Origin of the sequence: Polaromonas jejuensis NBRC 106434 (assembly GCF_001598235.1) — a bacterium.
In the GTDB taxonomy this organism is placed as follows: Bacteria; Pseudomonadota; Gammaproteobacteria; order Burkholderiales; family Burkholderiaceae_C; genus Polaromonas; species Polaromonas jejuensis.
In genome coordinates, this window is sequence record NZ_BCYO01000027.1 from 1 (window position 1) to 25,891 (window position 25,891).

21 protein-coding genes and 1 pseudogene are annotated in these 25,891 nt (G+C 57.4%); 3 read left to right on the forward strand and 19 right to left on the reverse strand.

The window, feature by feature from the left end; all coding sequences use genetic code 11:
- Positions 1–143: 143 nt before the first annotated feature.
- From fusA to PJE01S_RS20435, 8 genes are all read right to left on the reverse strand, one after another.
- The gene (gene fusA, locus PJE01S_RS20400) at positions 144–2,246 is read right to left on the reverse strand and encodes an elongation factor G (RefSeq protein WP_068835495.1); all 2,103 of its coding nucleotides are present in this window, start codon (positions 2,244–2,246) and stop codon (positions 144–146) included.
- A 201-nt stretch (positions 2,247–2,447) separates the two neighbouring features.
- On the reverse strand, positions 2,448–2,921 hold the full coding sequence (rpsG, locus tag PJE01S_RS20405) for a 30S ribosomal protein S7 (RefSeq protein ID WP_068835496.1): 474 nt from the start codon (positions 2,919–2,921) through the stop codon (positions 2,448–2,450).
- Between the two features lie 202 nt (positions 2,922–3,123).
- Positions 3,124–3,501 (reverse strand): 30S ribosomal protein S12, encoded by a 378-nt coding sequence (gene rpsL / locus PJE01S_RS20410; RefSeq protein ID WP_068835497.1) that lies wholly within the window; start codon positions 3,499–3,501, stop codon positions 3,124–3,126.
- Positions 3,502–3,873: 372 nt separating this feature from the next.
- Entirely contained in the window at positions 3,874–5,082 is a 1,209-nt protein-coding gene (locus PJE01S_RS20415; RefSeq protein ID WP_068835498.1) for a D-alanyl-D-alanine carboxypeptidase family protein, read from the reverse strand.
- An 81-nt stretch (positions 5,083–5,163) separates the two neighbouring features.
- Positions 5,164–5,838 (reverse strand): alpha/beta hydrolase, encoded by a 675-nt coding sequence (locus PJE01S_RS20420; protein WP_068835499.1) that lies wholly within the window; start codon positions 5,836–5,838, stop codon positions 5,164–5,166.
- Positions 5,839–6,005: 167 nt separating this feature from the next.
- Positions 6,006–6,398, reverse strand: a complete 393-nt coding sequence (locus PJE01S_RS20425) for a (2Fe-2S) ferredoxin domain-containing protein (protein ID WP_068835500.1) — start codon at positions 6,396–6,398, stop codon at positions 6,006–6,008.
- A 10-nt stretch (positions 6,399–6,408) separates the two neighbouring features.
- Positions 6,409–7,554, reverse strand: coding sequence for a VanZ family protein (locus PJE01S_RS20430; RefSeq protein ID WP_068835501.1), 1,146 nt, complete (start codon positions 7,552–7,554; stop codon positions 6,409–6,411).
- Between the two features lie 26 nt (positions 7,555–7,580).
- Positions 7,581–8,015, reverse strand: coding sequence for a CopD family protein (locus tag PJE01S_RS20435; protein ID WP_068835531.1), 435 nt, complete (start codon positions 8,013–8,015; stop codon positions 7,581–7,583).
- 370 nt (positions 8,016–8,385) lie between these two features.
- Between PJE01S_RS20435 and PJE01S_RS25330 the strand changes: the two genes are divergently transcribed.
- The 3 genes from PJE01S_RS25330 to PJE01S_RS20445 all read left to right on the forward strand — a co-directional run bounded on the left by PJE01S_RS25330 (position 8,386) and on the right by PJE01S_RS20445 (position 12,592).
- A complete protein-coding gene (locus PJE01S_RS25330) occupies positions 8,386–8,562 on the forward strand; it encodes a hypothetical protein (RefSeq protein WP_157090414.1) in 177 nt (58 codons plus the stop codon).
- Between the two features lie 392 nt (positions 8,563–8,954).
- On the forward strand, positions 8,955–9,632 hold the full coding sequence (locus PJE01S_RS20440) for a YjbF family lipoprotein (RefSeq protein WP_245660890.1): 678 nt from the start codon (positions 8,955–8,957) through the stop codon (positions 9,630–9,632).
- A complete protein-coding gene (locus tag PJE01S_RS20445; RefSeq protein WP_245660891.1) occupies positions 9,587–12,592 on the forward strand; it encodes a YjbH domain-containing protein in 3,006 nt (1,001 codons plus the stop codon). The genes PJE01S_RS20440 and PJE01S_RS20445 overlap by 46 nt, the downstream gene beginning before the upstream one ends.
- A gap of 244 nt (positions 12,593–12,836) precedes the next feature.
- Here the strand turns inward: PJE01S_RS20445 and galE are convergent, their stop codons facing one another.
- The 11 genes and pseudogenes from galE to PJE01S_RS25335 all read right to left on the reverse strand — a co-directional run bounded on the left by galE (position 12,837) and on the right by PJE01S_RS25335 (position 25,869).
- Positions 12,837–13,859 carry a UDP-glucose 4-epimerase GalE gene (galE, locus tag PJE01S_RS20450; RefSeq protein WP_068835504.1) on the reverse strand — a complete coding sequence of 341 codons (1,023 nt, stop codon included), beginning with the start codon at positions 13,857–13,859 and terminating at the stop codon, positions 12,837–12,839.
- The gene (locus tag PJE01S_RS20455; RefSeq protein ID WP_068835505.1) at positions 13,856–14,422 is read right to left on the reverse strand and encodes an NUDIX domain-containing protein; all 567 of its coding nucleotides are present in this window, start codon (positions 14,420–14,422) and stop codon (positions 13,856–13,858) included. The genes galE and PJE01S_RS20455 overlap by 4 nt, the downstream gene beginning before the upstream one ends.
- Positions 14,419–15,326, reverse strand: a pseudogene (gene galU, locus PJE01S_RS20460) (UTP--glucose-1-phosphate uridylyltransferase GalU). Before galU ends, PJE01S_RS20455 begins: the two are co-directional and overlap by 4 nt.
- A 99-nt stretch (positions 15,327–15,425) precedes the next feature.
- A complete protein-coding gene (locus PJE01S_RS20465) occupies positions 15,426–16,793 on the reverse strand; it encodes an undecaprenyl-phosphate glucose phosphotransferase (protein ID WP_068835506.1) in 1,368 nt (455 codons plus the stop codon).
- Entirely contained in the window at positions 16,775–17,140 is a 366-nt protein-coding gene (locus PJE01S_RS20470) for a VanZ family protein (RefSeq protein WP_157090415.1), read from the reverse strand. Before PJE01S_RS20470 ends, PJE01S_RS20465 begins: the two co-directional genes overlap by 19 nt.
- Positions 17,141–17,633: 493 nt before the next feature.
- Entirely contained in the window at positions 17,634–18,329 is a 696-nt protein-coding gene (locus PJE01S_RS20475) for a WecB/TagA/CpsF family glycosyltransferase (RefSeq protein WP_339374684.1), read from the reverse strand.
- Between the two features lie 31 nt (positions 18,330–18,360).
- Positions 18,361–19,542, reverse strand: a complete 1,182-nt coding sequence (locus PJE01S_RS20480; protein ID WP_157090416.1) for a glycoside hydrolase family protein — start codon at positions 19,540–19,542, stop codon at positions 18,361–18,363.
- Between the two features lie 11 nt (positions 19,543–19,553).
- The gene (locus tag PJE01S_RS20485; protein ID WP_068835510.1) at positions 19,554–21,731 is read right to left on the reverse strand and encodes a bi-domain-containing oxidoreductase; all 2,178 of its coding nucleotides are present in this window, start codon (positions 21,729–21,731) and stop codon (positions 19,554–19,556) included.
- On the reverse strand, positions 21,728–23,641 hold the full coding sequence (gene asnB / locus PJE01S_RS20490; RefSeq protein WP_068835511.1) for an asparagine synthase (glutamine-hydrolyzing): 1,914 nt from the start codon (positions 23,639–23,641) through the stop codon (positions 21,728–21,730). Before asnB ends, PJE01S_RS20485 begins: the two co-directional genes overlap by 4 nt.
- A gap of 183 nt (positions 23,642–23,824) precedes the next feature.
- Positions 23,825–24,907, reverse strand: coding sequence for a glycosyltransferase family 4 protein (locus PJE01S_RS24745; RefSeq protein ID WP_084389662.1), 1,083 nt, complete (start codon positions 24,905–24,907; stop codon positions 23,825–23,827).
- Entirely contained in the window at positions 24,904–25,869 is a 966-nt protein-coding gene (locus PJE01S_RS25335; protein ID WP_169804406.1) for an O-antigen ligase family protein, read from the reverse strand. Before PJE01S_RS25335 ends, PJE01S_RS24745 begins: the two co-directional genes overlap by 4 nt.
- Between the last annotated feature and the right edge of the window lie 22 nt (positions 25,870–25,891).

Here is a 25,891-nt window from a genome sequence, read left to right on the forward strand (position 1 = left end):
ATCTCCAGATAAAGAACAAACCCGTGTGTGGTTTAACGTCTGCACTGTGTTGCTTGTTCACACCGCACGGGGACAGCGTGGCACACAATCGCAGACTCGAAAAAATAGTGTCGGCCTCTTTCGAGACCGACACCGGCTTTGACTTACTTGGCGCGTGCAGCCATGATGGCTTCAGACACGTTACGTGGGGCTTCAGCGTAGTGCTTGAATTCCATCGAGTACGTGGCGCGGCCTTGCGTGGCGGAACGCAGCGTGGTCGAGTAACCAAACATCTCGGACAGGGGCACTTCGGCCTTGATGGCCTTGCCGCCACCGACCATGTCGTCCATGCCCTGGACCATGCCGCGGCGTGAGGACAAATCGCCCATCACGTTACCGGCGTAGTCTTCAGGCGTTTCCACCTCGACAGACATCATCGGTTCGAGAATGACCGGGCCGGCCTTGCGGCAGCCTTCCTTGAAGCCGAAGATGGCAGCCATCTTGAACGCCAATTCGTTCGAATCCACGTCGTGGTAAGAACCGAAGTGCAGCGTGACCTTCACGTCAACCACCGGGTAACCCGCCAACACGCCTGAAGTCACGGCTTCGTTGATGCCCTTTTCAACAGCAGGAATGAATTCACGTGGAACCACACCGCCCTTGATGGCGTCAACGAACTCGATGCCCTTGCCGGGTTCATTGGGCTCGATCTTGAGCACAACGTGACCGTACTGGCCCTTACCACCGGACTGACGAACGAACTTGCCTTCGGCCTCTTCCACCGTCTTGCGGATGGTTTCGCGGTAGGCCACTTGTGGCTTGCCCACGTTGGCTTCCACACCGAACTCGCGCTTCATGCGGTCGACAATAATTTCAAGGTGCAACTCGCCCATACCGGCGATGATGGTCTGACCCGATTCTTCGTCGGTCTTGACGCGGAAGGAAGGATCTTCTGCGGCCAGACGCTGCAGCGCGATACCCATCTTTTCCTGGTCGGCCTTGGTCTTGGGTTCCACGGCCTGTGCAATCACGGGCTCAGGGAACACCATGCGCTCAAGGGTCAGGATGGCGCTTGGATCGCACAGGGTTTCACCCGTGGTCACGTCCTTCAGGCCCACGCAGGCAGCGATGTCACCGGCGCGAATTTCATCCACTTCGAGACGCTCGTTGGCGTGCATCTGAACGATACGGCCGATACGCTCTTTCCTGCCCTTCACCGGGTTGTACACCGTGTCGCCCTTGGACAGAACACCGGAGTACACGCGCACGAAGGTCAACTGACCCACAAACGGATCGGTCATCAGCTTGAATGCCAACGCGGAGAACTTCTCGCTGTCGTCGGCCTTGCGGCTGGTGGGCTGTTCGTCTTCGTCCGTGCCGGAAACAGGAGGAATATCGACAGGCGAAGGCATCAGTTCAATCACGGCATCCAGCATGCGCTGAACACCCTTGTTCTTGAAGGCGGTACCGCACAGCATGGGCTGGATTTCGCAAGCGATGGCACGCGTGCGCAGGCCCAGTGTGATTTCCGCTTCGGTCAAGTCACCTTCTTCCAGGTACTTGTTCATCAGCTCTTCAGACGCTTCCGCAGCCGCCTCAACCATCTTCTCGCGCCATTCATTGGCGGTATCGACGAGTTCAGCCGGGATATCTTCGTAGTTGAACTTCATGCCCTGGGAGGCTTCATCCCAGATGATGGCCTTCATCTTGCGCAGATCAACCACGCCCTTGAAGTTGTCTTCGGCACCGATAGGGATCACGATGGGCACAGGATTGGCCTTCAGGCGCAGCTTCATCTGCTCCACGACCTTGAAGAAGTTGGCACCGGTACGGTCCATCTTGTTCACGAAGGCCAAACGGGGCACGCGGTACTTGTTCGCCTGGCGCCACACGGTTTCGGACTGTGGCTGCACACCACCCACGGCGCAATACACCATGCAGGCACCGTCCAGCACGCGCATGGAACGCTCAACTTCAATCGTGAAGTCCACGTGGCCCGGGGTGTCAATGATGTTGATGCGGTGCTCGGGGAAGGACAGATCCATACCCTTCCAGAAGCAGGTGGTCGCGGCGGAGGTAATCGTGATGCCACGCTCCTGCTCCTGCTCCATCCAGTCCATGGTGGCTGCACCGTCGTGCACTTCACCAATCTTGTGGTTCACACCGGTGTAAAACAAGATACGTTCGGTGGTAGTGGTTTTACCGGCATCAATGTGCGCGGAAATACCGATGTTTCGGTAGTTTTGAATGGGGGTAGCGCGGGACATAAATTACTTTCAGTTCGAAATCACGAACAAAGACTCGTTGTCAAAACATCTCTCATGTTCTTTCTACGCGTCTGCCGGCTGGGCGTTTTGCACCGAGCCGGCAGAAATTGGGGTTGAACCGCCAGGAGTCAAGGTGCTTGACACCCTGTGAATCCGCCCGGCAACCCGTCAAATAAGCGCAGTAAACACTGCAGTCGAAAATTAGAAGCGGAAGTGGCTGAATGCCTTGTTGGCTTCTGCCATGCGGTGAACTTCGTCACGCTTTTTCATGGCACCGCCACGGCCTTCGGTGGCTTCCATCAACTCATTGGCCAAACGCAGCGCCATGGATTTTTCACCGCGCTTTTTAGCCGATTCTTTCAGCCAACGCATGGCCAGGGCCATACGACGGACGGGACGCACCTCAACAGGCACCTGGTAGTTGGCACCACCAACGCGGCGGGACTTCACCTCAACCATGGGCTTGATGTTGCCAATGGCCATGTGGAAAGCCTCGAGCGGGTCTTTGCCGGGGTTCTTTTTCTCGATAAATTCGAGCGCGCCATAAATGATGCGCTCTGCGACGGCCTTCTTGCCGCCTTGCATGATCACGTTCATGAATTTGGCGAGGTCGACATCGCCAAATTTTGGATCAGGAAGAATTTCACGTTTAGGGACTTCGCGACGACGTGGCATTTTTTCACCTCTTTGCTTCAGTTGGCGCTGTTTCTATTCAGCACCGCGAGAGTCATTTAACTCTCACTTACTCGACCGGCGCAAACAACTTGCACTTGGGTCACTTCGCCTAAAACACCTGCCAGGATGAGTTAAGCACCTGTTTTTGAAGGAGTCATGACAACTTCTTCTGGCGCGAACCGTAAAGTTCGAACCAAGTGGCTTATTTAGCCTTTGGACGCTTGGCGCCGTACTTGGAGCGCGACTGCTTGCGGTCTTTCACGCCTTGCAAGTCGAGCGAGCCACGAACGATGTGGTAACGCACACCGGGCAAGTCCTTGACACGACCGCCGCGAACCAGCACCACGCTGTGTTCCTGCAGGTTGTGGCCTTCACCGCCGATGTAGGAAATGACTTCAAACCCGTTGGTCAGGCGCACCTTGGCGACCTTACGCAGAGCGGAGTTTGGCTTCTTGGGCGTGGTGGTGTACACACGGGTGCACACACCGCGACGCTGTGGAGAATTTTCCATCGCAGGGCTTTTGGACTTGGTCTTTTCGACCTCGCGCCCCTGACGGACTAACTGATTGATGGTTGGCATTGGAAAACGTCCCTAAACGTTTGAAAACTAATGACCGCGGATGCGGTCGCAAATATTTCCCGCACCAAAAGCGGAAAAGCTTTCTATTATAAGCCGGATAGTCGAAATGCTCAAGAAAAACGTGGTAACACGCCCAACTGCGGCCCTGTCGAGGTGAAAAATCAGCATAGCGACCAAGCCCTTCAGCAGGCCTCGCCAAGCCGCAGCGAATTAAAACATGTTAGCACCCACTCTCGCCCGAAGCACGGATTGGGTGAATGCTTCCCGGCCTGCGCTGCAAAACCATCAGCATCACAGCCACCCTGCCGACGGACTGCCGGCAGAAGGTCGCGTGCACGGCCTCAACCGTGCCGCTGCGCAGGCGCCGATTGATTACTTGATCCAGAGCCGGATGGAATCCCAGGCGCGGCCGAGGATGCCGGCCTCTTCCACGGCCTCCAGCGCCACCAGCGGCACTTCAGCGAACGGCGCGGGATTGTCGCCGAGCATGACCTTGAGAGAGCCCAGCGATTGGCCCTTCACGAAAGGCGCCACCAGCGGATCGGGCCGGGCGACCTGGGTTTTGACCTTGGGTGCGCTGCCGGCAGCCACCGCCACCACAATGGCTTCCGGCCGGCCGATCTTGACGGTCGGGGCCTTGCCCTTCCAGACGGATGGCGCGACGACCGGCTGGCCCGCATCGAACAGTTTCACGGCTTCAAACGCGGTGTAACCCCAGTTCAGCAGCTTTTGCGATTCGTTGGCACGGGCGCTGTCGCTGGCGGTGCCCAGCACAATGGCCACCAGACGCCGGCCGCCCGTTCCCAGATTGGGAAAGTCGCGCTTGGCCGTGGCAATCATGCAGTAGCCGGCGGCATCGGTGTGGCCGGTTTTCAGGCCATCGACCGTCGGGTCACGGAACAGCAAGGTGTTGCGGTTGGTGTCGTTGGCCGCCGGGGTGCCCGGATAGCGGTACTTCTTCATCGCCGAAAAACCGACATATTCGGGGAAATCCTTCATCAGCCGCGTCGCCAGAACGCTCAGATCGCGCGCGGTGGTGGTGTGACCCGGCACGGTCAGGCCCTCCGGGTTTTTGTAGGTGGTCGATTTCATGCCCAGCGCCTTGGCCTGCTCGTTCATGAGCTGCACGAAGTGCTCGGCGGTGCCGCCCACGCCTTCGGCGAGCGCCATGGTGGCGTCGTTGCCCGACTGCACCACCATGCCCTTGATCAGGTCTTCCACGGGCACCTGCATCTTGGGGTCGATGAACATGCGGGAACCCGGCATTTTCCAGGCACGCTCGCTGACCGGAAGGGTCTGCTTGAGGTCGATTTTTTTGGATCTGAGCGCGTCAAACACCAGGTATTCGGTCATCAGCTTGGTCAGCGAAGCCGGCTCGACCGGGGAATCGATGTCTTTGGCCGCCAAAATCTGGTTGGCGGTGACGTCCAGCAGCAGATAGGAGCGCGCGGCTATCTCGGGTGCTTGCGGCGTCTGGGCCTGCGCCTGGGAATGTGCGGCGGGCAAAGCCACGGAGAAAGCCAGGAACAGGGTGGCGGCGAAGCCGCGCAGGCCGACAGGGGCCTTGAGGGAGCATTGCATGTCAGGGATTTGGTAAGGGCTGGTAGACGTTGAAAAGGGCAAAAGGGTGAAGGGGGACTGATCGCAACGAACCGAAAAGATTCAACTTGCAGGCGAAGAAAGGTGGCGGACGACCAGATTTTTCAGCAGGGGCAATTGTCCATGAAAGAAATGGCCGACGCCCGGCACTACCGTAACAGGAAGTGCCTGCGGCCGCGCCCAGTCCAGCACCGCGGGCAGCAGCACGGTGTCGTCCTGCTCGCCATGCACCACCAGGGTTTTGAGGTGGGCGGCCGCATCAATCGGCGCGGCCGGGGCCCGGCTGACGCTGGTGCCGACCAGCACGAGTTTTTCGATGCGGCGACCGGGGTTCAGGCGCTCAAAGGCATGCGTGGTCACGTAAGCACCAAACGAAAAGCCGGCCAGCGCCAGGGCCTGTTGACCCTCTCGCGCCGGCGCCGAAGCGTCCTGAGTGGCGCCGGCCGGCGCCACGTGCTGCACCACCGCCAGCAAATCTTCCAGCTCGCCCCGGCCTTCGTCGTGGCTGCCAACGCTGCCGCCCACGCCGCGAAAGTTGAAGCGCACGGCCGTCCAGCCGCACTGGACAAAGGCCCGCGCCAGCGTCTGCACCACCTTGTTGTCCATGGTGCCGCCAAACAGCGGATGCGGATGGGCAATGACGGCGACGCCGCGAGAGGCGCCGGCCGGCAGATCCAGCGCGATCTCGAGCGCGCCCGCCGGGCCTTGAATGCTTGATTTCCGGGTTTGGGAGTTCACAAAGACACTTTCCGCAAAAATGAAGCGCTATTAAAAATATAGCTGCTTGCGCCCGCCAGTTCCGGGCCAGAGACCAAAACCATGTAATTTCTCCGGCGCACGAGGCGCCGCTGGCTGAGCGCGACGGCGGGACCTGAAATGCCCACCCGCATCGCCATCGAACCGACCTAACGTCCCAGATGGGCCGGCGTCAGCAAACGCTCCACCACCTGCCCGTTCTTGAGGTGGGACTCGACGATCTCGTCGATATCGTGCGCGTCGATATAGGTGTACCAGACCGCTTCGGGGTAGACCACGGCCACAGGCCCGCCGGCGCAGCGGTCCAGGCAGCCGGCCTTGTTGACCCGCACCTGGCCCGGCCCGGCCAGTCCGGCGGCCTTGACCTGCGATTTGCAACGCTCAAAGGCTTCCTGCGCGTGGTGGTCGGCACAGCAGGCTTCACCGTTGCTGCGCTGGTTCAGGCAAAAGAAGATATGACGTTCGTAGTAAGACGACTTGGCGGGATGCGCCGCTGGGGCAGGGCTGGCTGGGGCAGCGTCCTGGGGATGGGATGGGGTCATGGCATTGATTTTACTTTTCAGCCACGGGACCGCGTTCGCGCCCGGAAAGGCGCACCAGCATATACAGCAATGCCGCGTAGGGCCAAAGCCAGCCCAGCCACTGCGCCAGGCCATAGAAATGGATAAAGCGGCCCTGCTCCCAGGTTTGCAGCGTCTGGGCGAAGTAGGCACTGGCGGGCGCCTGGTTCAGCAGTCCCAGATGAATCGCCAGCGCCAGCAGCGTCAGCGCCGCCGCGCCGCGCCGCGGCACCGCCAGCAACGCCAGGGCGAGCACCGCCGTCAGCCCCAGCCCCACCTGCACCGGCACGTCCAGCCAGGCCCAGGCATGCTGGGGCCCGTAGCTGAGGGCGGCGGACAGGGCCGAGGTCGCAATGCCGACCGCGATCACCACCGCCGAGAAAGCCGCGCGCTGCCCCAGCGTGCGAATCACGCAGTAGCCCAACAGGCAGGGAATCAGCGCGCCCAGGGTGACGCACATGAGTTCGGCCATGGGCACCAGCGGCTGAAGCTCCACCTCACGCACCGGCAACCACTCCAGAAATGGCGTGTCGGCCAGGGCGTCGGCCAGCGCCGACTCCAGCCGCTCGAAGACCTGGCCCAGACCCATGGGCACCGCAGCGGGAAACAGCAGCGCCGGCGGCCACAGCAACAGCAGCACCAGCGCGCCGCGGGCATCCGGGGCAAACCAGTAGGCCCTCAAACGGCTCCAGCGATCGACCACGCCGGCCTTCTCCAGCCCCCAGGCACAACAGGCGCCCAGCCAGGCTCCCAGCGCGTTGAATACAACGTCGACGTTGGAAGCAACGCGCGAAAGCTGGTAGCCCTGCAAGGTTTCCATGAGCAACGAGAGCAGTGCGGCACTGAGCGCGGCTACGGTGACGGCCCAACGTACCCGGCGGGTGCGCAGCGCCGACAGCACGAGCAAAAAACCCAGCGGCGCATAACCCACCAGATTGATGCCGATATCGAACCACGTCCAATACTTTGGCCATGGCGCCGTCAAATACTTCAGCGGGAAAATGCCCTGATTCCGCCAATCCGTAAACGGATACAGGCTGGCATAAATGATCAGGCAAATATAGGCCAGCGCCAGCGGCCAGGCTATCGTGCGATGCGCACCGGACGCCCTAGCGGAAGGAGAAGCAGGCAGGACCATGACGCTTGCGTCGCGACGCGGGCGGCTTAACCCTGCCAGGGTTTGACCACCACCAGAATCACGATGGCCAGCAGCAGCAGCACCGGGATCTCATTGAACCAGCGCAACCAGACATGGCTGCGGGTGTTGCGGTTGGCCACAAACTTGGCCAGCAGCCGGCCGCACGCGTGGTGGTAGCCGATGACCAGCACCACGGCCGCCAGCTTGGCATGCATCCAGCCATTGCCCGGCCCGCGCCCGATGCCGTAGCCCAGGTACAGCCACAGGCCGAAGCCCAGGGCGGGCACCGCCAGCATCGTGGAAAAGCGCAGCAGCTTGCGCGCCATCAGGATCAGCCGCTCGCGTTCGGCCACGCTGGCCGGCGGCACCATGGCCAGGTTCACGAAGATGCGCGGCAGGTAAAAAAGCCCGGCAAACCAGCTGGCAATGAAAACAATGTGGAGTGATTTGACCCAGAGCATGCGGGGAGTGTAGAGGAGGAGTGCGGCGCCACGTTCGCTCAAAAAAAACCCGGTTGGCGCGAATGGCCAGCCGGGCTGGTAAGCCTTTTTGCTGTCACACGCAAAGGCCCCGCTCAGGGAGGAAAAGCGGGATGCAGTCATCCAACGACAACTGCATTGGTTAATTCTAGCAAGCTGATCCGACGAACCACGGATCAAACCCAACTTGTCATTGAACTGCCATCCAATCTACTTATCACATTGTTACAATAAGTGGCCATCGTTAGATTGGCGCCATGCAACCGTGCTTTCCAGAGGAATCCTGATATGAAATCAAATAATTTGAAACTTCTCGGAACAGCGGTCTTGACCGTCGTTCTTTCATCCTCCCTTGCCTATGCACAACCAGCGCCCGCTGCTGCCGGCGCCGGTGCGGGTGGCGGCGGTGCTGCTGCAGGTGGAACTGGCGCCGCCGCCGGAGGCGCTGCGGCCGGGGGGGCAGCCGCTGGAGGCGCTGCCGCAGCAGGTGCGGCAGTTGGCGTCGCTGGGATTTCAACCGCCGCCGTGATTGGTGGCATAGCGCTTGCCGGCGCTGTCGCAGCTGGTGTCAGTGGCGGTGGCGGTAATTCATCCACCACAGGTACAACCGGTACAACCGGTACAACACGCTGACCAAAGCATAAGGGGCAAACCCAAGGTCGGGCCTGAACGCCTGACTCGTTGGGTTCACACCCCGCACTTGGTAGTCAGCAACCAGAAGTATTTGCCACTTGGGCGACCATTTTGGTCGCCTTCCCCTTCCTAATTCATTTGAATGTGGACTCGCCAGCGGGCCCATCGGGGAAAACTGGGGCTTGTTTTAATAAGCCCCATTCGCCCCTTTCTTGCCTAACGGCCCAAGGCCGCCCTCCTTCACCCCTTACACGAACGACCTGACGTCCATGTTGCCGGAATTTCTGGATGCCTAAATTGTTCGTATCGTCGATGCGCCGGCTGCTGTTGCTGGCAGTTTGTTGTTGGGCGCTGTCTGCCTGCTCATCGCGCATTGACGCCATGACGCAGACGGCAAAGGCGTTCTTTCAAGGCGACGCGGATGCCTCCGCCACCGCGGCACTCAACCCCTCGATACGTTATCTCAGGGTCAAGGTTAATGATGACCGCGTGATCTTGTTGGCACTCGGCTATATCGATGCGGACCCCTTGGGCCCTGTCGAAGTCTGGTACAGCAGCAAAGGTGAAGTCTTGCGTTTGCAAAATGGGCATCTCGTCGGTCTGACCGGCTCCGACATTGAATGGCGACAGGTTCGCCTCTCCACCATGCCGTCCTGGCCCGCCGACACCGCTTCGGCAAGCGCTTACTCACGCGTTCGCGATGTGATGCCTGGCTACCGTTTTGGCATCGTTGATCACTTGCTGATGCGTTCGATCGATGCGCCCCGCCGATCCAATCTGGTCGCATTGGCGCCTCAAAATTTGCGCTGGTTTGAAGAGCACGAAGGCAATGAGGCCCTTCCAGCCGCGCGCTTTGCCCTCTCGAAAACGCACCAGACGGAAACCGTTGTCTACGGCGAACAATGCATTTCTCCGGCCTTGTGTCTGAGCTGGCAGCACTGGCCGCCAGCGGCCTCCACGCCATGACAGCACGGCCGCCCCGAATTCCGCACCGTTCAGCAACAGCGCTTCGACTCCAGCCAGGCCTGATCAATAGCGCCATCCTGCTGATGCTGGGCATGGCCCATCCGGCCGCTGCCGTTGCCTCTGACAAAGTGTCCGTGCCGGCAACCAATGTTCAGGCAGGCGCCCATCTGCCCGTCAGCGCAGAACGTTTAAGCGACTGGCTGCAACGTCAGCCCCCGGCAGACAATGCCTATCTGCCAGGGCTGAGCTGGCGGGTGCCCGGGGAAGTACCCACGCAAGCCGCCATGAAAAGCGCGCTGCGGGCGCACCTTGCCGGGTCCGAGTGGACTTTTCGCGCTGACGTGGCGGCACGCCAGCGCCTGTCCGAGTGGATAAGCCGCCTTCCCGTCACAGGGCGGGTTCCGGTCGCCGTCGCCGATGCGCGCTGGCTGGAGACACATCCGGCGCAAAACCCGGTGCTGGCACCCGACCATCGGGTGGTCGTGCCTTCGCGGCCTGCCTCGGTCACCGTCGTTACCAGTGACGGCTACCTGTGCGCCGTACCCCATGCGCCGGGTTACGAGGCCCGCGCTTATGTGGCAGCCTGCAAGCCCCCATCCAGTGCTGGTCGCGTCGACCGGGTCTGGATGGCCCAGCCCGATGGTCATGTTCAGAGCTTCGGCATTGCCAGCTGGAATGCCCAGGCCCAAGGCGAGCCAGCCCCTGGCGCCTGGATATGGGCGCCAGCCCAAGGGGCTGCTTGGTCGGATGAATTCTCCCAAAGCCTGATCGGGTTTCTGGCCACCCAAGGCCCGTCTGGCGAAGACACCACTGCGAGCGCTCACGCGCGACAGGTGGCGGCGCCCACCGGGCCGGCAACACCGCTGCGCGATCCCGTGATCACCGGCAATGACTGGGGCGGTATTGGCCTGCTGCAAACCCCCACGGCACGCATGGCCAAGACCGGCGAACTGTCCATCAGTTTCAGCCGGGCTTACCCCTACTCGCGTACCAATGTCACCCTCCAGCCGCTGGACTGGATGGAGCTGAGCTATCGCTATACATCGATCAGTGGCACACGCTATGGCCCGCAAAGCCTGAGTGGCGACCAGAGCGGCAAGGACAAAAGCGTTGACCTGAAAGTTCGCCTGCGGAAAGAATCGGCCTTGTTGCCAGCGATTTCTGTTGGGGCGCGTGACATTGGTGGCACGGGGCTTTTTTCTGGCGAGTACCTGGTGGCCAACAAAAGAGCCGGCAATTTCGACTGGAGCCTGGGCCTGGGCTGGGGATCGCTGGGCTCCAGAGGCTCACTGGGAAATCCCCTGGGGCTGATCTCCAGCAAGTTCAACACCCGCAGCGCCAATTCCGCCGATGTGGCGAATGCGGGGGGGTTGGGCTTTAATAAATTTTTCCGTGGCCGCACATCGCTTTTTGGCGGTGTCCAGGTGCAGACGGCTTGGGATCCGCTGATTTTGAAAATGGAGTATGACGGCAACGACTACCGATACGACAGTCCATTTACCGTCGCCCAACCCAAATCCCCTTTCAACTTTGGCGCGGTTTACCGTTACTCCCCCTCCGTTGATCTGACTTTTGGCGTTCAGCGCGGGAATGTCGCCACGCTGGGCGTGGCTTTTCATCTACCTCTCGACCGCCTGTCAACACCCAAGATCAGCGATCCGGTATTGCCGCGCTTTGTGGCAGAGCGTCCGGCCACTGCGAATTGGTCGACGACCGCCCAAGACCTGAGCGCACAGACGGGCTGGCGAGTGTCGGAAATTCAAAAGCTGGGGTCGGTATTACAGGTCGAGTTTGAGGATGCCGATGCCGTCTACTGGCGCGAAATGATAGAGCGCGCCACGGCCATTTTGCATCGCGATGCACCGGCCGATGTGAATGAGTTTCGCTTCATTTATATGGGCCGCGGCATGGCCCTGGCCAATCACACGGTGAACCGGGAACGCTGGGCCAAACCCAAGTCACAACCTCTGCCACTCAGTGAGGTGCCCACTCAAAACTACCGGCAAGCTCAGCCGGCGTCCACACCAACTCTTGCTGGTACGGCAACTCCTGCCGGTACGCCTGCACCTGCGGTCAAGCCCACGGCAAACTCCGCCAGCGTATTTCGGTCCAGCGATCTCCCCCTATCGGGTGACATTGGCTTCGGGCTCAAGCAAAGCCTGGGCGGCCCCGACGGTTTTATTTTGTACCAGGTCAGCGTTGAAGGCCGTTCGGAATGGCGCTTGTCGCAACACAGCTGGCTGTCGGGTTCGTTAAATTTCCGTGCCTTGGACAACTACAACAAATTCCGTTTCACGGCCGACAGCCAGCTGCCGCGCGTGCGTACCTTTGTGCGCGAATACCTCACCACCTCACGCGTCACCATGCCCAATCTGCAGCTCACCCATGCCGGGCAGCTCAGTTCAAACCAGTACTTCAGTATTTATGGGGGTTACCTGGAGAGCATGTATGCCGGCGTGGGCGGCGAATGGCTTTACCGGCCTTTTGCCGGGCCGGTGGCGCTGGGCGTTGATATCAACAGCGTCAGGCAGCGCAATTTCGACCAGAAACTGGGCCTGCGGGACTACCGGGCCCTCACCGGGCATGCCACGGCCTATATTGAAACCGGCTGGAATGACGTGATCGCCAAGGTCAGCGTGGGCCAGTACCTGGCCAAGGACAAGGGTGTCACGCTCGACTTGAGCCGGCGCTTTTCAAACGGCGTGGTGTTTGGCGCCTTTGCCACCAAAACCAATGTGTCGGCGGCCCAGTTTGGCGAAGGCAGCTTCGACAAGGGCATTTACTTCAGCATTCCGCTGAGCGCCATGTTCACCCGGTCTACGCCTGACGTGGGTGTGTTTACCTGGGACCCCCTGGTCCGCGACGGCGGCGCCAAACTCAACCGCGCCTACCCCTTGTACGACATGACCAAGGTCCGCGATCCGCGCGCGCTGGCCATGGAACCACCGGCAGGGCCCTGATCAGGCCCAAGGGAATCGGCGCGATGGGATCGGCGGCTCTCGGCCCGCCAGATGATCCCAACCCGTGGGCGTCATCGCGAAGCCACAGGCTGTGGCGATCCACGGCTCCGGCTTGGTAAAGGGGAATGGATTGCAGCGCTGCGCTCGCAATGACGAAGTTGGGACGCCTCGCAATGACGGGGCATGATCACGCTACAAAATAAATAGCAATCTGCGCACAATCCCTATAGGCTAAGGGCACTTTTCATTCATTGCTTGGGGCATAGCCATTCGGGTTCCCGCTCTGCCAGCGCCACGCATCGGCGCACATCTCCGCCAGCGAATGCGTGGCGCGCCAACCCAGCAGGCTTTGCGCCAGCGACGCGTCGGCGTAGCACTGCGCCACATCCCCGGCGCGGCGCGGGGCCAACTGGTAGGGCACGGGCCGGCCGCTGGCCTGCTCGAAGGCACGCACCACGTCCAACACACTGTGGCCCTGGCCAGTGCCCAAGTTCACGGTGAAGCTTTCACCCCTCCCCAGCAGCGCCTGCAGCGCCGCCACATGGCCGGCCGCCAGGTCCTGCACATGGATGTAGTCGCGCACGCCCGTGCCGTCTGGCGTGGCGTAGTCGTTGCCGTACACATTGAGGTGCGGCCGCTTGCCCACGGCCACCTGCGCCACATAAGGCATCAGGTTGTTGGGCGGGCCGGCCGGGTCTTCGCCGATCTGACCGCTGGGGTGCGCGCCCACCGGGTTGAAGTAGCGCAGCACACCCAGGCGCCACAACGGGTCGGCAACACCCATCGCCGCCAGCATGTCCTCAATCACCAGCTTGGTATGGCCATAGGGGTTGGTGTGCTGGCGCGGAAAATCTTCCGTGATCGGCACCGAGGCCGGGTCGCCGTAAACCGTGGCGCTGCTGGAAAACACCAGGGTCTGGCAACCCGCCGCCTGCATCGCCTCCAGCAGACTCACCGCGCCGCCAATATTGTTGCGGTAGTATTTCAGGGGCTGCGCCACGCTCTCGCCCACCGCCTTGTCGCCGGCAAAGTGCATCACCCCGGCGACCCGATGGCGGCGCAGCACGTCTTGGACCCATGGCGTGTCGAGCACATCGCCCCGCTCACAGGCCAAGGCTTGGCCGGTGATCCGCTGCAGGCGCTGCAGCACCGCCGGATGGCTGTTGGAGAAGTTGTCCAGGATCACGGGCGTAAACCCCGCCTGGATGAGCGCCACACAGGTGTGGCTGCCGATATAGCCGGCGCCGCCAGTTAAAAGTATGTTCATGGTGATGAATGGTCAACAAATGCATTGGCGTCGGCGTCACGCCCCAACACCCAGGCCGCATACGGCCGAACATAAGCATGCACGAGCGGGCTTTGCCCGGCATCTGCCAGCGGCAGCCATTGCCAGGCACTGTGTTGCTCACCTATGGGCAGCCTGAGAAGCGCCACATCGGCCCACGACAGCGGCCACCAGTACGGCAGGTTCACGTAGTGGGTCGGCACGCTGGGGCTGAAGGCGCTGTCGGGGTAGAAATGATCCCATGCGCCCATCAATCGGGCTTGAGCCCATGCCCGTTCGCACAGCTCTGGCGCCAGGCCCAACTCACCGCACGCCACGCGCCGCAGGGCCTGGGCCAGTACTTCATTCTTGCGGATGCGCCCACCCGGGGTAAACCACCAGCCCTGCGCCGGGGCATTGATGCGCCGGCCCAGCAACAGTTCGCCGTCAGGGTTGGTAAGCACCCAATCGACCGACACCAGCGGCAACGCCGCCACGCCCGCCGCAAATTCGCGCGCAGGCAAAACATTCACGGCCGCACCGCCGGCAATCGGGCCCGAGGTCATGACGCCGTAGCCGCCCTGCTCGCGCCGCGTTGCTGCAAAAAGGCAGAAAACTCACTATCCAGCTCGGGGTGGCGCAAGGCAAAGTCCACCGTCGCCTTCAGGTAGCCCAGCTTGCTGCCGCAGTCGTAACGCACGCCTTCATACAGGTAGGCCATCACAGGGTTTTCCTGCAACAGCGCCTGGATGCCGTCAGTGAGCTGAATCCGCCGCCTGAGCCGGGGCGCAGGTTGCGGAGCTTGTCAAAAATACAACCGTCCAGCACATAACGGCCCACCACACCCAAGTCAGAGGGCGCTTCTTCGGGAGACGGCTTTTCCACGATGCCGCTGATGGCGAAGGCGTGCCCCTGGCTGCACTGGCGGGCCGCGTCACCGGCCACCACGCCATAGGAGCGGGTTTGCGCAGGCTGAATACGTTCCACCGCCACCACGCTGACTTGTTGTTGCTCATAAATCTGGAGCATCTGACGCAGCACTGGCGTAGGCGCATCCAGAAAATCGTCGGCCAACAGCACGGCAAAGGGCTCATCGCCCACCACACTTTGGGCGCACAGCACCGCGTGGCCCAAGCCCAGCGCCTCCGGCTGGCGCACGTAGATGCAGCTAACGTGCGCAGGCTTGATTTGCTGCACAAGTTGCAGCAGCTCGTTCTTTTGGCGCTTGGCCAGCAGGCTCTCCAGCTCCCAGGAGCGATCGAAGTGGTCTTCAATCGCACGCTTGCTCTGGCTGGTGACAAAGATCATCTCAGTGATGCCTGCGGCGGCCGCCTCTTCCACCGCATACTGAATAAGCGGCTTGTCCACGATAGGCAGCATTTCCTTGGGGCTAGCCTTGGTGGCGGGCAAGAAACGGGTACCCAGGCCAGCGACCGGAAACACCGCCTTGGTGACTTTTCGAGTACTCATATGCTGTTGCTCCTGGCAAGGAAAGGGAGTGGAAAAATGGAAAACCGGAGCAACAAAACGTCAGGTTATGCCACCCCAACCCGATCTACATGACGCGCCTTAATAAGCATTTTTGTGCACAAAACCCTTGAACACCGTGGCCAGGATGATCTTCAGGTCCAGCCATAGTGACAGGTTTTCTATATAGTGCAGGTCGTATTCCACGCGCTTTTGCATCTTGTCCAGCGTGTCGGTCTCGCCGCGAAAACCATTGATCTGGGCCCAGCCGGTGATGCCGGGCTTGACCTTGTGGCGCAGCATATAGCCGGGCACCAGTTCCTTGTAGTGCTCGTTGTGCACCACCGCGTGCGGCCGGGGGCCGACGATGGACATGCGGCCCTGCAGCACGTTGAAAAACTGCGGCAGCTCGTCCAGGCTGGTGCGGCGCAGGAAGGCGCCCAGCGGGGTAATGCGCGCATCGTTTTTGCGGGCCTGGGTCACCTGGAAATCCTTCTCCTGATGCACCACCATGCTGCGGAACTTGTAGACCCAGATTTCCTCGCCGTTCCAGCCATGGCGGCGCTGCCGGTACAGCACCGGCCCCCTGGACGTGAGCTTGATGGCCAGCGCAATGCCCAGCATCAGCGGGCTGATCAGCAGCAAGATGAACAAGGCCAGTACATAGTCCTGCACCGCCTTAATCAGCCGCGTGCTGCCCGTGATCGGCGAGGCCGACAAGTCGAGCATGGGGATGCCCACCACCTCGCTGATGCCATGGTTGATGAGCGTGAGCGCAAACATGTCTGGGACCAGGCGGATGTTGGCCGTGCTGTGGCGCAACGCCTCCAGCGCAGTGCGAATGCCCTGCTCGTCGCTGAGCGGCAGGCATAGCCACACCTCATCCACGTGCCGCTTACCCTGCGGCGCCGCGATGAAGGGCACAAGCCCTTCGGGCGGCAGCGTGGCCACCACACGCAGGCCGCTCCAGGCCGACTGCGCCAGCGCCTCCTGCACCCGTTGGCTGACTTGGCCCGCGCCGACGATCACCGCCGTCTTGAAGTTGTAGCCCTGCCGGCGCAGCCAGTGCAGCCCGCCATACACCGCCAGCCGCTGCAGGCTCAGCACCCCCAGCGTGCCCAGGACCCAGCCCACAAACCAGACGCGCGACAGGTCTGACGAAGACTTGGCGAGAAACAGCCAGACCACAATGATCAGCGCCGCGCCCAGCCAGCCCAGCACCACCGAGCGCAACATCAGCCCCAGCTCATTCACCCGCCAAGAGCGGTAAATGCGGCGTGAGAACACCATCAGCATGAGCGAGGCCGCCAGCACCACCAGCTTGTAAAGCGCCGGAATGTCGGCATGCACGGCCGTGCCGTGATACCACAGGTAAGCCGCCAGGCCGCAGCCCCAGATGATCAGCGCATCCAGCGCCATGGCCACATAGCGGATAACGGGCGACGACAGTCTTATCGGCGAGCGAAGCATAGAGACACCATGTTGATTAATCCCACACCAGCCAGGGTACCGGCCAAGTCAATACCCACATCCAGCCAGCGCGGGTGCCGGTCAATGGCCAGAAATTGCAGCCCCTCGGTCAGCAACGCCAGCGCCAGCGCGGCCAGCACAATGCGCGCCGCCGGCCAGGCCAGAGGGCGAGCTGCCAGCGCCATGGCCATGCCGGCAAACAAACCAAAATGCGCAAGTGAAGACACCCATGACGGTGCATGCAGGGCCTGCACAGCGCCGCTGCGCCAGGCACCTGGCATCTGGGTGCCCACCAGCAGCGCCAGCAATTGCAGGCCAATCAACGCCCGCGAAACTCGGTGTGTCATGTGAAGACCTTTCTGTTTATCAATTATTTTTAAGGGTCTAGGCCACTAAGGCAGACTCAAACCGCCGCAGAACCGGGCTACGGTTTATGTGTTAAATGGATTGCAGCGCTTCGCTCTCAATGACAACCGGGGCCCGCAATGACAAGAAACTCTGTCATCCCGGGCTAGACCCGAGGTCCATCTGTCCGCAGTTAACCGCGCTATGAAACCGCCAACCGGTTGCTGATCGCTGCCTGGCTTGGGACGCTGTGGATTGCGGGTTAGGCTCGCAATGACAAAGAAAAAATGAAGGCGCTTCAAAAGCGAGCTGAGCAGTTACAAATTACAAGTTTTTTAGGCCTATAGCTCCCGTTCATCATTCGCAAGCAGCTATCAAATTCATAGTAATTTATTCTCTAGCCCATCCACAAACCAGTCCAGCACGATGTCGATTGGCGTTATGGCGCAGAGTCTGCACCGCCTGTTGCACGCGCGCTGCGCTTCGTTGGCAGGACTAGTTCAGCAGTAGCCGCAGCTTCTCTTTGGCTAGCAGCCAGGCAAACTTCGAGTTGGTCGTGAGATAGCGCTTCCACATCCGGCCGGGTTCCTGCATGACACGGTACAGCCATTCCAGACCGTACTTCTGCATCCACACAGGTGCGCGTTTTACCTTGCCCGCGACCACATCAAAAGTGCCACCCACCCCCATCACAAAATTGACACCCAACTGATCGCGCCAACGGTTGATGAAGTTTTCTTTCTTGGGCGAGGTAATGGCCACAAACAGCAGCTGGGCACCAGAGGCGCGAATCTTCTCAACCATGGCCGATTCGTCATCCCAAAAGTAGCCGTGGTGATAGCCGGCAATTTTCAGCTTGGGGTACAGCGCTTGCGCCTTGCTGGCGGCAGAAGCCACCACATCATTTTGGGCGCCCAAGAGAAAAACCGAAAAATCGTTACGGGCACTCATGACCAACAGCTCGTGAAACAGATCAACGCCCGCTACCCGCTCAGGCACCGAATGGCCCAGAAGGCGGGCGCCCAGTACCACGCCCATGCCATCAATGTTGATGATGTCGCAGGATTGGACAGACTCTTTCAGCTGGGCATCGCTGCGCATGTTGACCAGCTTGGCGACATTCACCACTACATGCTGGGTGAAGCGGCCTGCGGCTACGGCACTACGGACAATCTCGACGGTTTCGTCCATGCTGCCCACATCCATCGGGCAACCCAATACTTCAATTCTCGTCATGATCAAACTCAGCGCGATAGCGGTTGTAAAAAGCCAGTGAGCCGTAAGCCCAAGCCTGGGTCCAGCGGGTGTAGTTAATGCGGTTAGTTAGCCAGCGGGTCTTTTGGTAAATGAACTGGCCCTTGCCCGGCAGGTAAAGCAAATCAATAGCGCGCCGCACCACCTTGTCGCACAGCTGCAAATCAGCCGTTGTGCCACCCACCTTAAGCAAGGTGAATACGGCCTGGGCAAAGCTGTGCATATCAATCGGGTGGAGCGCCTTGTTGTAGTACTTTGCCGTGCCATCCTCGGTAAAAAAAGTGTTCACGTAGTAGGCATACCCCAGTCGAATACAAGCATCGAACTCGTTGGTGCCGGTGGCATCACGTAGCATGCACAAGGCTTCGAGGTTGTAGCCCGTATGAAAACCGTCGATGAACTGATGATGATGAAGCGGACCATACACCCAAGACCCATCGGCAGCCTGCTCCTGCACCGATTGGCGGGCCACACGCAGCGCCTGTGCAACCATTGATTCATCCCCCAACTGCTTACCAGCAAACGCACACCATGCGGCACCCCACAAGCTGGCGTTATGCACAAAGGCCTTTTCCCCAGGGATATAGGCATAAAAACTGCGCCCATCCGCCTCGGTGGACAGATGCACGGCAATAAAGCGGGCGGCATCCAATGCGACATCGATCAAGGCCTGATCGGCAGTTATCTCCCCTAGTTCATAGAGCGCACGGGCTACGTAGCAGGTGGTGATGATGTTCGGCTTGCCCGCTGGCACGTAAAAAGCCCGTGCCTGCCAGTCAAAGTGATAGCCCCAGCAACTGTGTACCCACTCTTGGCGGTTACTGCGCTGGATCAGAAGCCAATCAGCCAGCTCACGTGCCTCCTGCAGATAGCGCACGTCCCTAGTGCGTCGGTAATCCTGCAGCAGACCAGAAATGAACAAGCCAACGCCCTTCGGATTGCGCATCTTCGGCACGTGCAACAGCGGGCGCAGGTTGATGGGCGAACGCTTGCCCAACTGCAACCAGGCCAGACGCACCCATTGATTGCGGTAAAGCGGCGTGGCCTGCAGAAACTTACTATTAAGCAGGTCAAAAGGGTCGTAGCCAGCAAACTCCACGGCCCGAATGGAGCCCAGAAGCCGTGCATTGAGTTCTATAAGCCGGTCCATACAGCGTGGCTTCATCCGGCCGCGAGTACAGCGGCGTCAACCGTCATCGGCATCCCCAAGGCAAGCGACTCCACAGCCATCACGGTGGCCAGGCTGGTCGCTATCAGGCAATCGTAGCTTACGCACGGTTTGCCAGTCTTAAGCCCCTCCAGCCAGGCGCTGATCATGCTTTTTTGGCCCTTGTCCTGCACACCCAGCTTGTTGCGCTTGGCATCGCTCCCGCCGCCGAAAAGTGCGACTTCTTTAAAGTCATGAATCTGCGCAGAGCGTCCACCACCAAAGACCTCGATGAACTCCTTGGCCATGGCCTTGGAGCCATCAGCAGTGTAGGTAATGTTTGCCACACTGCCGTTATGGAAGGTCAGCGTCAGGCACAGGTTGTCATTCAGCACCGCTGACTTTTCAGCCTTGCTGGAACCCACTGAGTAGACGGTTTTCACGTTGCTGCCAACCAGTGCGGCAGCTAGGTCGATAAAGTGGCAGCCCTCACCAACCATTCGCCCTCCTCCCAGCTGCGGGTCTTGAATCCAGTGATTGGCCGGAATCGCGCCGGCGTTAATGCGGATATTCACCACAAGCGGGCTTTTTACCGCCGCGAAATGCTCAGTGACTAGCCGAGTTGCTGGTGCAAAGCGGCGGTTGAAACCGACCATTACCTGGGCTTTGCCACAACGGCTATAAGCGTCGTGAACTTCACTCAGTTCGGCCACCGACATAGCCAGCGGCTTTTCTACATAAACATGCTTGCCGGCATTCAGGGCATCACACACGCCCACTGCATGGGTGTCGTGGCGGGTTGTTATGACGATTGCGTCGGTATCGCCCCGCAGCAACTCGGCATAACTACCCGCACAAAAGGCAAACCCAAACTGTTTAGCCACGCCTTGGGCGGAGCGGCCGCTGGCCGTGACCAGCCCGGTAAAGGTTACCTGCTTGCTAGCCTGCATAGGCGGCAACAAACTGGCCGTGGCATAGTTGCCAGCACCATAAAAAGACAGCTTGACCTTGTCATCTGCAACAACTGCCGGCTTGACGCTGATGCGCGAAGAGTCGTCTGCATTGAACGGCGCAGGGTTGTACTGCAGCAAAATGCCCAGATAGGGTTCGGTCTTCTTGCCTTCTATCAGCTGGTAGGCACTGGCGGCCTCCTCCACCGCAAAACGGTGCGTAATCAAACTCTTGACATCCAGCTTACCCTGGGACACTAGGGTTAGAAACGTTTCCATGTTGCGCTGCTCGGTGAAGCGCACATATCCATAGGGATAATCATTTCCCCCCTCTTCATAAAAAGGATCGTAGCGGCCGGGCCCGTAGGAGCGGGAAATGACAACGCGGATTTCCTTTTTGAAGTAATCTTCGCGCGGAATATCCATTCGTACCGCACCGACAACTACCACCCGGCCTTTTTCACGGGTAACGGCGCCGCACATTTCAATGACTGCATTACTGGACGTACCTGCGCAGATCAGCACGCCATCCACTCCATGCCCAGCGGTCAGCGCATTACAAATACCTGCCACGTCACCACTTGACGGAACACCGACAGCACCATAACCCTCGGCACGGGTAACCAGCGCCGCATCAAGGTCGGTGCCGATCACGCTGCAACCATTGGCCTTTAGCAGCTGCACAGCAATCTGCCCAAGCAGGCCAAGACCTACAACCAGGAAGGTTTCACCCAACAGCGGTTCAGCCAGGCGCACGCCCTGTAGGGCAATCGCACCCACGGTAGTGAACGCAGCTTCTTCGTCAGTAACGTTACCGGGGATCTTGACCACAAGATTTTTTGGTATGGCGACGAACTCTGCATGGTTAGCGTAGTCCGCCCCACCACAAGCAACCCGGTCACCGGGCTGGATCCCTTCAACCAGACCGCCGGCCGCAACCACTGTGCCGGCACAGCTATAACCCAACGGGGAGGGAGAATCGAGCCGTGAGTTGACTGTCTGCAAAGTCTTCTTCAGGCCTTCAGTCTTGATCTTGCCGATGACCTGCATAACCAGATCCGGCCGTGCCTTGGCTTTTTGCAGCAGGCTCTTCTTGCCCATGTCGATCTTGGTCTTTTCAGTACCGGCGCTGATCACCGAGGCGCTGTTGCGCACCAAAATAAACTTATGGTTGAGTGCGGGCACGGGCACGTCATTGATTTCAATAACGCCGGTGCGGAGGGTCTGGGTAACTTGTTTCATGCAATACGCCCTTTAAAGTTGTGATTTCTGAGCCATTGCTCGACCGTTAACAGTTGCCAGATGCGTTGGGCGTTGTCTTCGTGGCCAGAGCGGTCTCTTTCGACCAGTTGCTTAAGATAATCACGCTGCAGCAGTCCGCGCCCCGCCAGTCCATGGTCACTAAGAACATAGTCGTCCACCATGTCACGCAACTCACCCTTGATCCATGCGCGAATAGGAAGCGTAAAAGACGACTTGGGCCGATAAATCACATCCTTTGGCAACCATCGCTCAGCCACCTTTTTCAAAATGTACTTCTGTGTATTGCCCTTGATCTTCATTGACCCAGGAATGCGCATTGCCAGTGCAGCAACCTCTTTATCAATGAAAGGAACTCGCACCTCGGTAGACGCGGCCATGCTGGCGCGATCGGTGTACGCCAAGTTGAGCGAAGGCATGAAATGCTGCGTATCCGTAAAACACATACGGTTTATTAAATCATCAGCAAACGCGCCGCTGAAAATGGTCTCATGTTCAGCGCGAAAACGCTCATAAATCGCTGCGCCACCATCGCAAACCAAACGCGAAAACTCATCCTTGCTGTAGTAGGTGTAGCTGCCCATGAAGGCATCGTTGTGAGACCGTTCAGCAAAGCTCGTGAATCGTCTAGCCCAGCGGCTGAACACCAGGCCCTTGCCACGAAAACTGACAGGTAAAGCATTTACGACCGGGGCAATGATGCCCTTGCGAATTGCTGAGGGGATAGACCGGTAATGAGCGGCTAGTTTGTTAGCCAAATGCTTTCGGTAGCCGCCAAACAACTCATCAGCGCCCATACCGGACAACAATACCTTGATACCTTGACCCCTGGCGTGCTCACATATCAGCAAGGTAGCAATCGCTGCTGAATCCCCGATGGGCTCATCAAGCGAATGCACTATGCTGGGCAACAACTTCGCGACGTCCGGCTGCACTTCAATCATGTCGAGCTTGACGCCAAGATGGTCAGCGACGCGACGAGCATAGAAAGCGTCGTCCGCCATGCCCTCGGCCTTGCTATCCGCACCCCGGAACTTGATGGAATAGCAATTAACCTTGCCCAATTGCTTTGCGGCCATTGCCACAATCAGGCTTGAATCAAGGCCACCACTAAGAAAAGCGCTCACTGGTACATCGGCAACCAAATGCGACTGTACTGAATTCTCAAGCGTCGAATTCAACAACTCGACAGCTTCGTCCTCATTTGCCAGCAGGGGTTGCTGACACAAGCTATCGAGAGACCAAAAGCGATGCAACTTAGGTGGTTTGTCATCAACAAACTCAAGGTAATGACCTGGTTGAAGTTTATCAACCTCATTCCAAATGCATAGATTTTCGGGAACCCAACAATACAACAGGCTACTTAGAAGAGCATTATGATTTAACGTAAATTTCGAGCGATAAACCGACTCCAGCGCCTTTAACTCAGAAGCAAATGCGAGTCCACCATCAGATGTCTTGTAGTAGAAAACTGGTTTAATCCCAAACTGATCACGACAAACAAAATATTTCCCTGTCGAGTGCTCAAAAATGGCAAAAGCAAACATTCCTCTTAAGCGACTTAAACAGTTCACGCCCCAACGACGCCATGCCTCAAGGATTACCTCTGTATCGGATTCAGAAACAAAAACAACGCCATCAAGATCCTGCCGCAAACTGAGGAAATTATAAATTTCACCATTAAATGCAATTGTGTAACCGTCTTTAGAAAATGGTTGACTACTCCGAACATCAATATCAATAATCGAAAGGCGATGGTGTCCAAAGGACGATCTGTCATCCAAATTCGCCACCGCGGCCGAATCTGGGCCGCGGTGACCGATAGTCGAGCTCATCACACCTACATAGCGATGAGCGTCATCACCATGAACCACCCCTACGAAACCACACATTTATCGCTTCCTTCTAGCAAACGCTTAGAAATCACATAGAACAACTGATCATGAAAAACTGATCCACGACATTCGACGAGTTTTTGACCCGATACTATATTCATTCAAATTAAAGTTAAAACAACAAATAGCAAAAAGTCATTTGTCATTCAACTCAGAAATAATTACGCATGGGATAGACCTTCACAAGTCACTCAACATCAATCGGGGAAAAACCGAAACAATAGCTTTCTTATATACATCCAACGTATATTTATGCAAATATCTATTTCTAGCTAATTTTCCCATCTCTACAATCAAATCGGGATCGCCAAGCAGCAAGGACATAGCGTCAGCAAGTGACTTAGCCGACTTCCTATCCACGAGAATTCCTGTCTGCATATGCTCAACAATCTCGGGAATTGCCCCCTCTGGTGTGGATATAACCGGCAAGCCGGCAGACATAGCTTCAAGGATAGACAGCGGAAAACATTCATTAAACGTAGGCAGCACAAAAACCCTTGAACTATTTAGCACTTCACATTTGTCCCCTCCATAGAGGGCGCCAAGGATATCTACATTATTTTCAGAGTTGCAAGCAATCAGTTTTTCATCAATTCTTCTCAATATATCCTCGGTACCGCTACCAACGATAGCGCAACGAACGCCAGGAAAGGTCTTTGCAATCATTCCAATCGCATCTACGAATACCAATACACCCTTACTTTCAAATAAATTCGATAAGAAAATGAAATCGTATCGCTTTTCTGCTGATGGGGCTTGGATGTCCGGAACGCCATTGTTGATGATATGTGGAATTGCAGGATAAATTTTAGATATGTCTTCCGTCAGAACGGAGCTCAAATGAACAACCTCGCAATTTCGAAATATAAATGAATACAAAGCTTGCTTGCACTTAGATTTCGAAACAATGTCGTTGATTCCTTTGCCGTGAAGATGAATTATTCTTCTACTGACAAAAGCCTTTGCCAGTAATAAAATGATACTGTCCTTATAAAAGGCACCACCATGTGGCGATAGCGTAATATACACAGCACAAAATCTATGCCTAATAAGCGAAATCATTATCGAATTAAATAATCGACAAAACCCAAATAACTTCTTAACCGATGGCATCCCCAGTGAAGCCAACTCATCGGCCAACGATATATTGAATGAAACGACAGAAAAATGACCCTCTTCAGTTAATGCTTCCAATGCATATTTCGAAGCAAGCGAAGCACCATGAACTGGAGGTGGAAGTTGCGCGAGAAATAGAACCTTCATTTCATTTGCCTGACTTTAGCTATTGCACCAAATTTATAAGTAAGGGCAATCATCATTCCAATAGTCGTCCAAAAAATTCCAGAAAATAATGGCGTTTCAATGACAACATTAAATAATGAACTAAGAATAATAGACATTGTGCCAATGAAAATGCAATCAAAATCATCAGTTCTTTTTAAAATCTTAATTGCCGATCGGAATAGCTCGACAAAAAACCAGAAAAAAATAATGAAGCCGGCGGCTCCCAAACGAGCAAAAATGTATACCAACGCATTATGAACACTCAATGTATATGGTAGATACTCATCATCCGGGGACGACAATATTACGAACTGAACTTGAGGATCATTAACATCAAAAAGTGGGGTTCCGAAGCCGATGCCAAACAAGAAATTTTCACTGGCCGTTTTGGATATTGAATACACCCAAAACATGGCCCTCCAAATCGTATTGACGTCAACTACGTCGCCAAAAAGCTCATAACCAATAGAATAGAACTGCTGATATGTAGATTTCGCGAGAACGGCTATTGCCACCATCCCTACAAGAAAAACAGCAATACTCTTAATTGACAAAGCAGATTCTAAAATTCTCAAGAAATGATTTCGATAAGATACAAAATAAATAAATAGACACGCAATAAGAGCTGCCGTGACTTTGTTGTCGGGATATACAAAAACTGTTTTAAAAATTGCGCCAAGAACCAAAACAGAAAAGACAACTGACTTGTAATGTTTTAGACCTCGCAGGCCAACAACGGCAGCAAATGGTGGTGATAATTTATTTCCGAGAAAGATACTTGCAATCCCTAAAATTCTTTCGAAAATAAATGACCTCCTAAGCCGATGCTCCTCCAATTTTTCAAAAATATAGAATCCAAAAAATATACAAAAAAATGAATACACGAAAGGAAGCGTTCGGAACACCTCGTAGGGGTTTTTCGAAATATCTCTGACAGTCATCCCAATCACCTGGATAAAAATA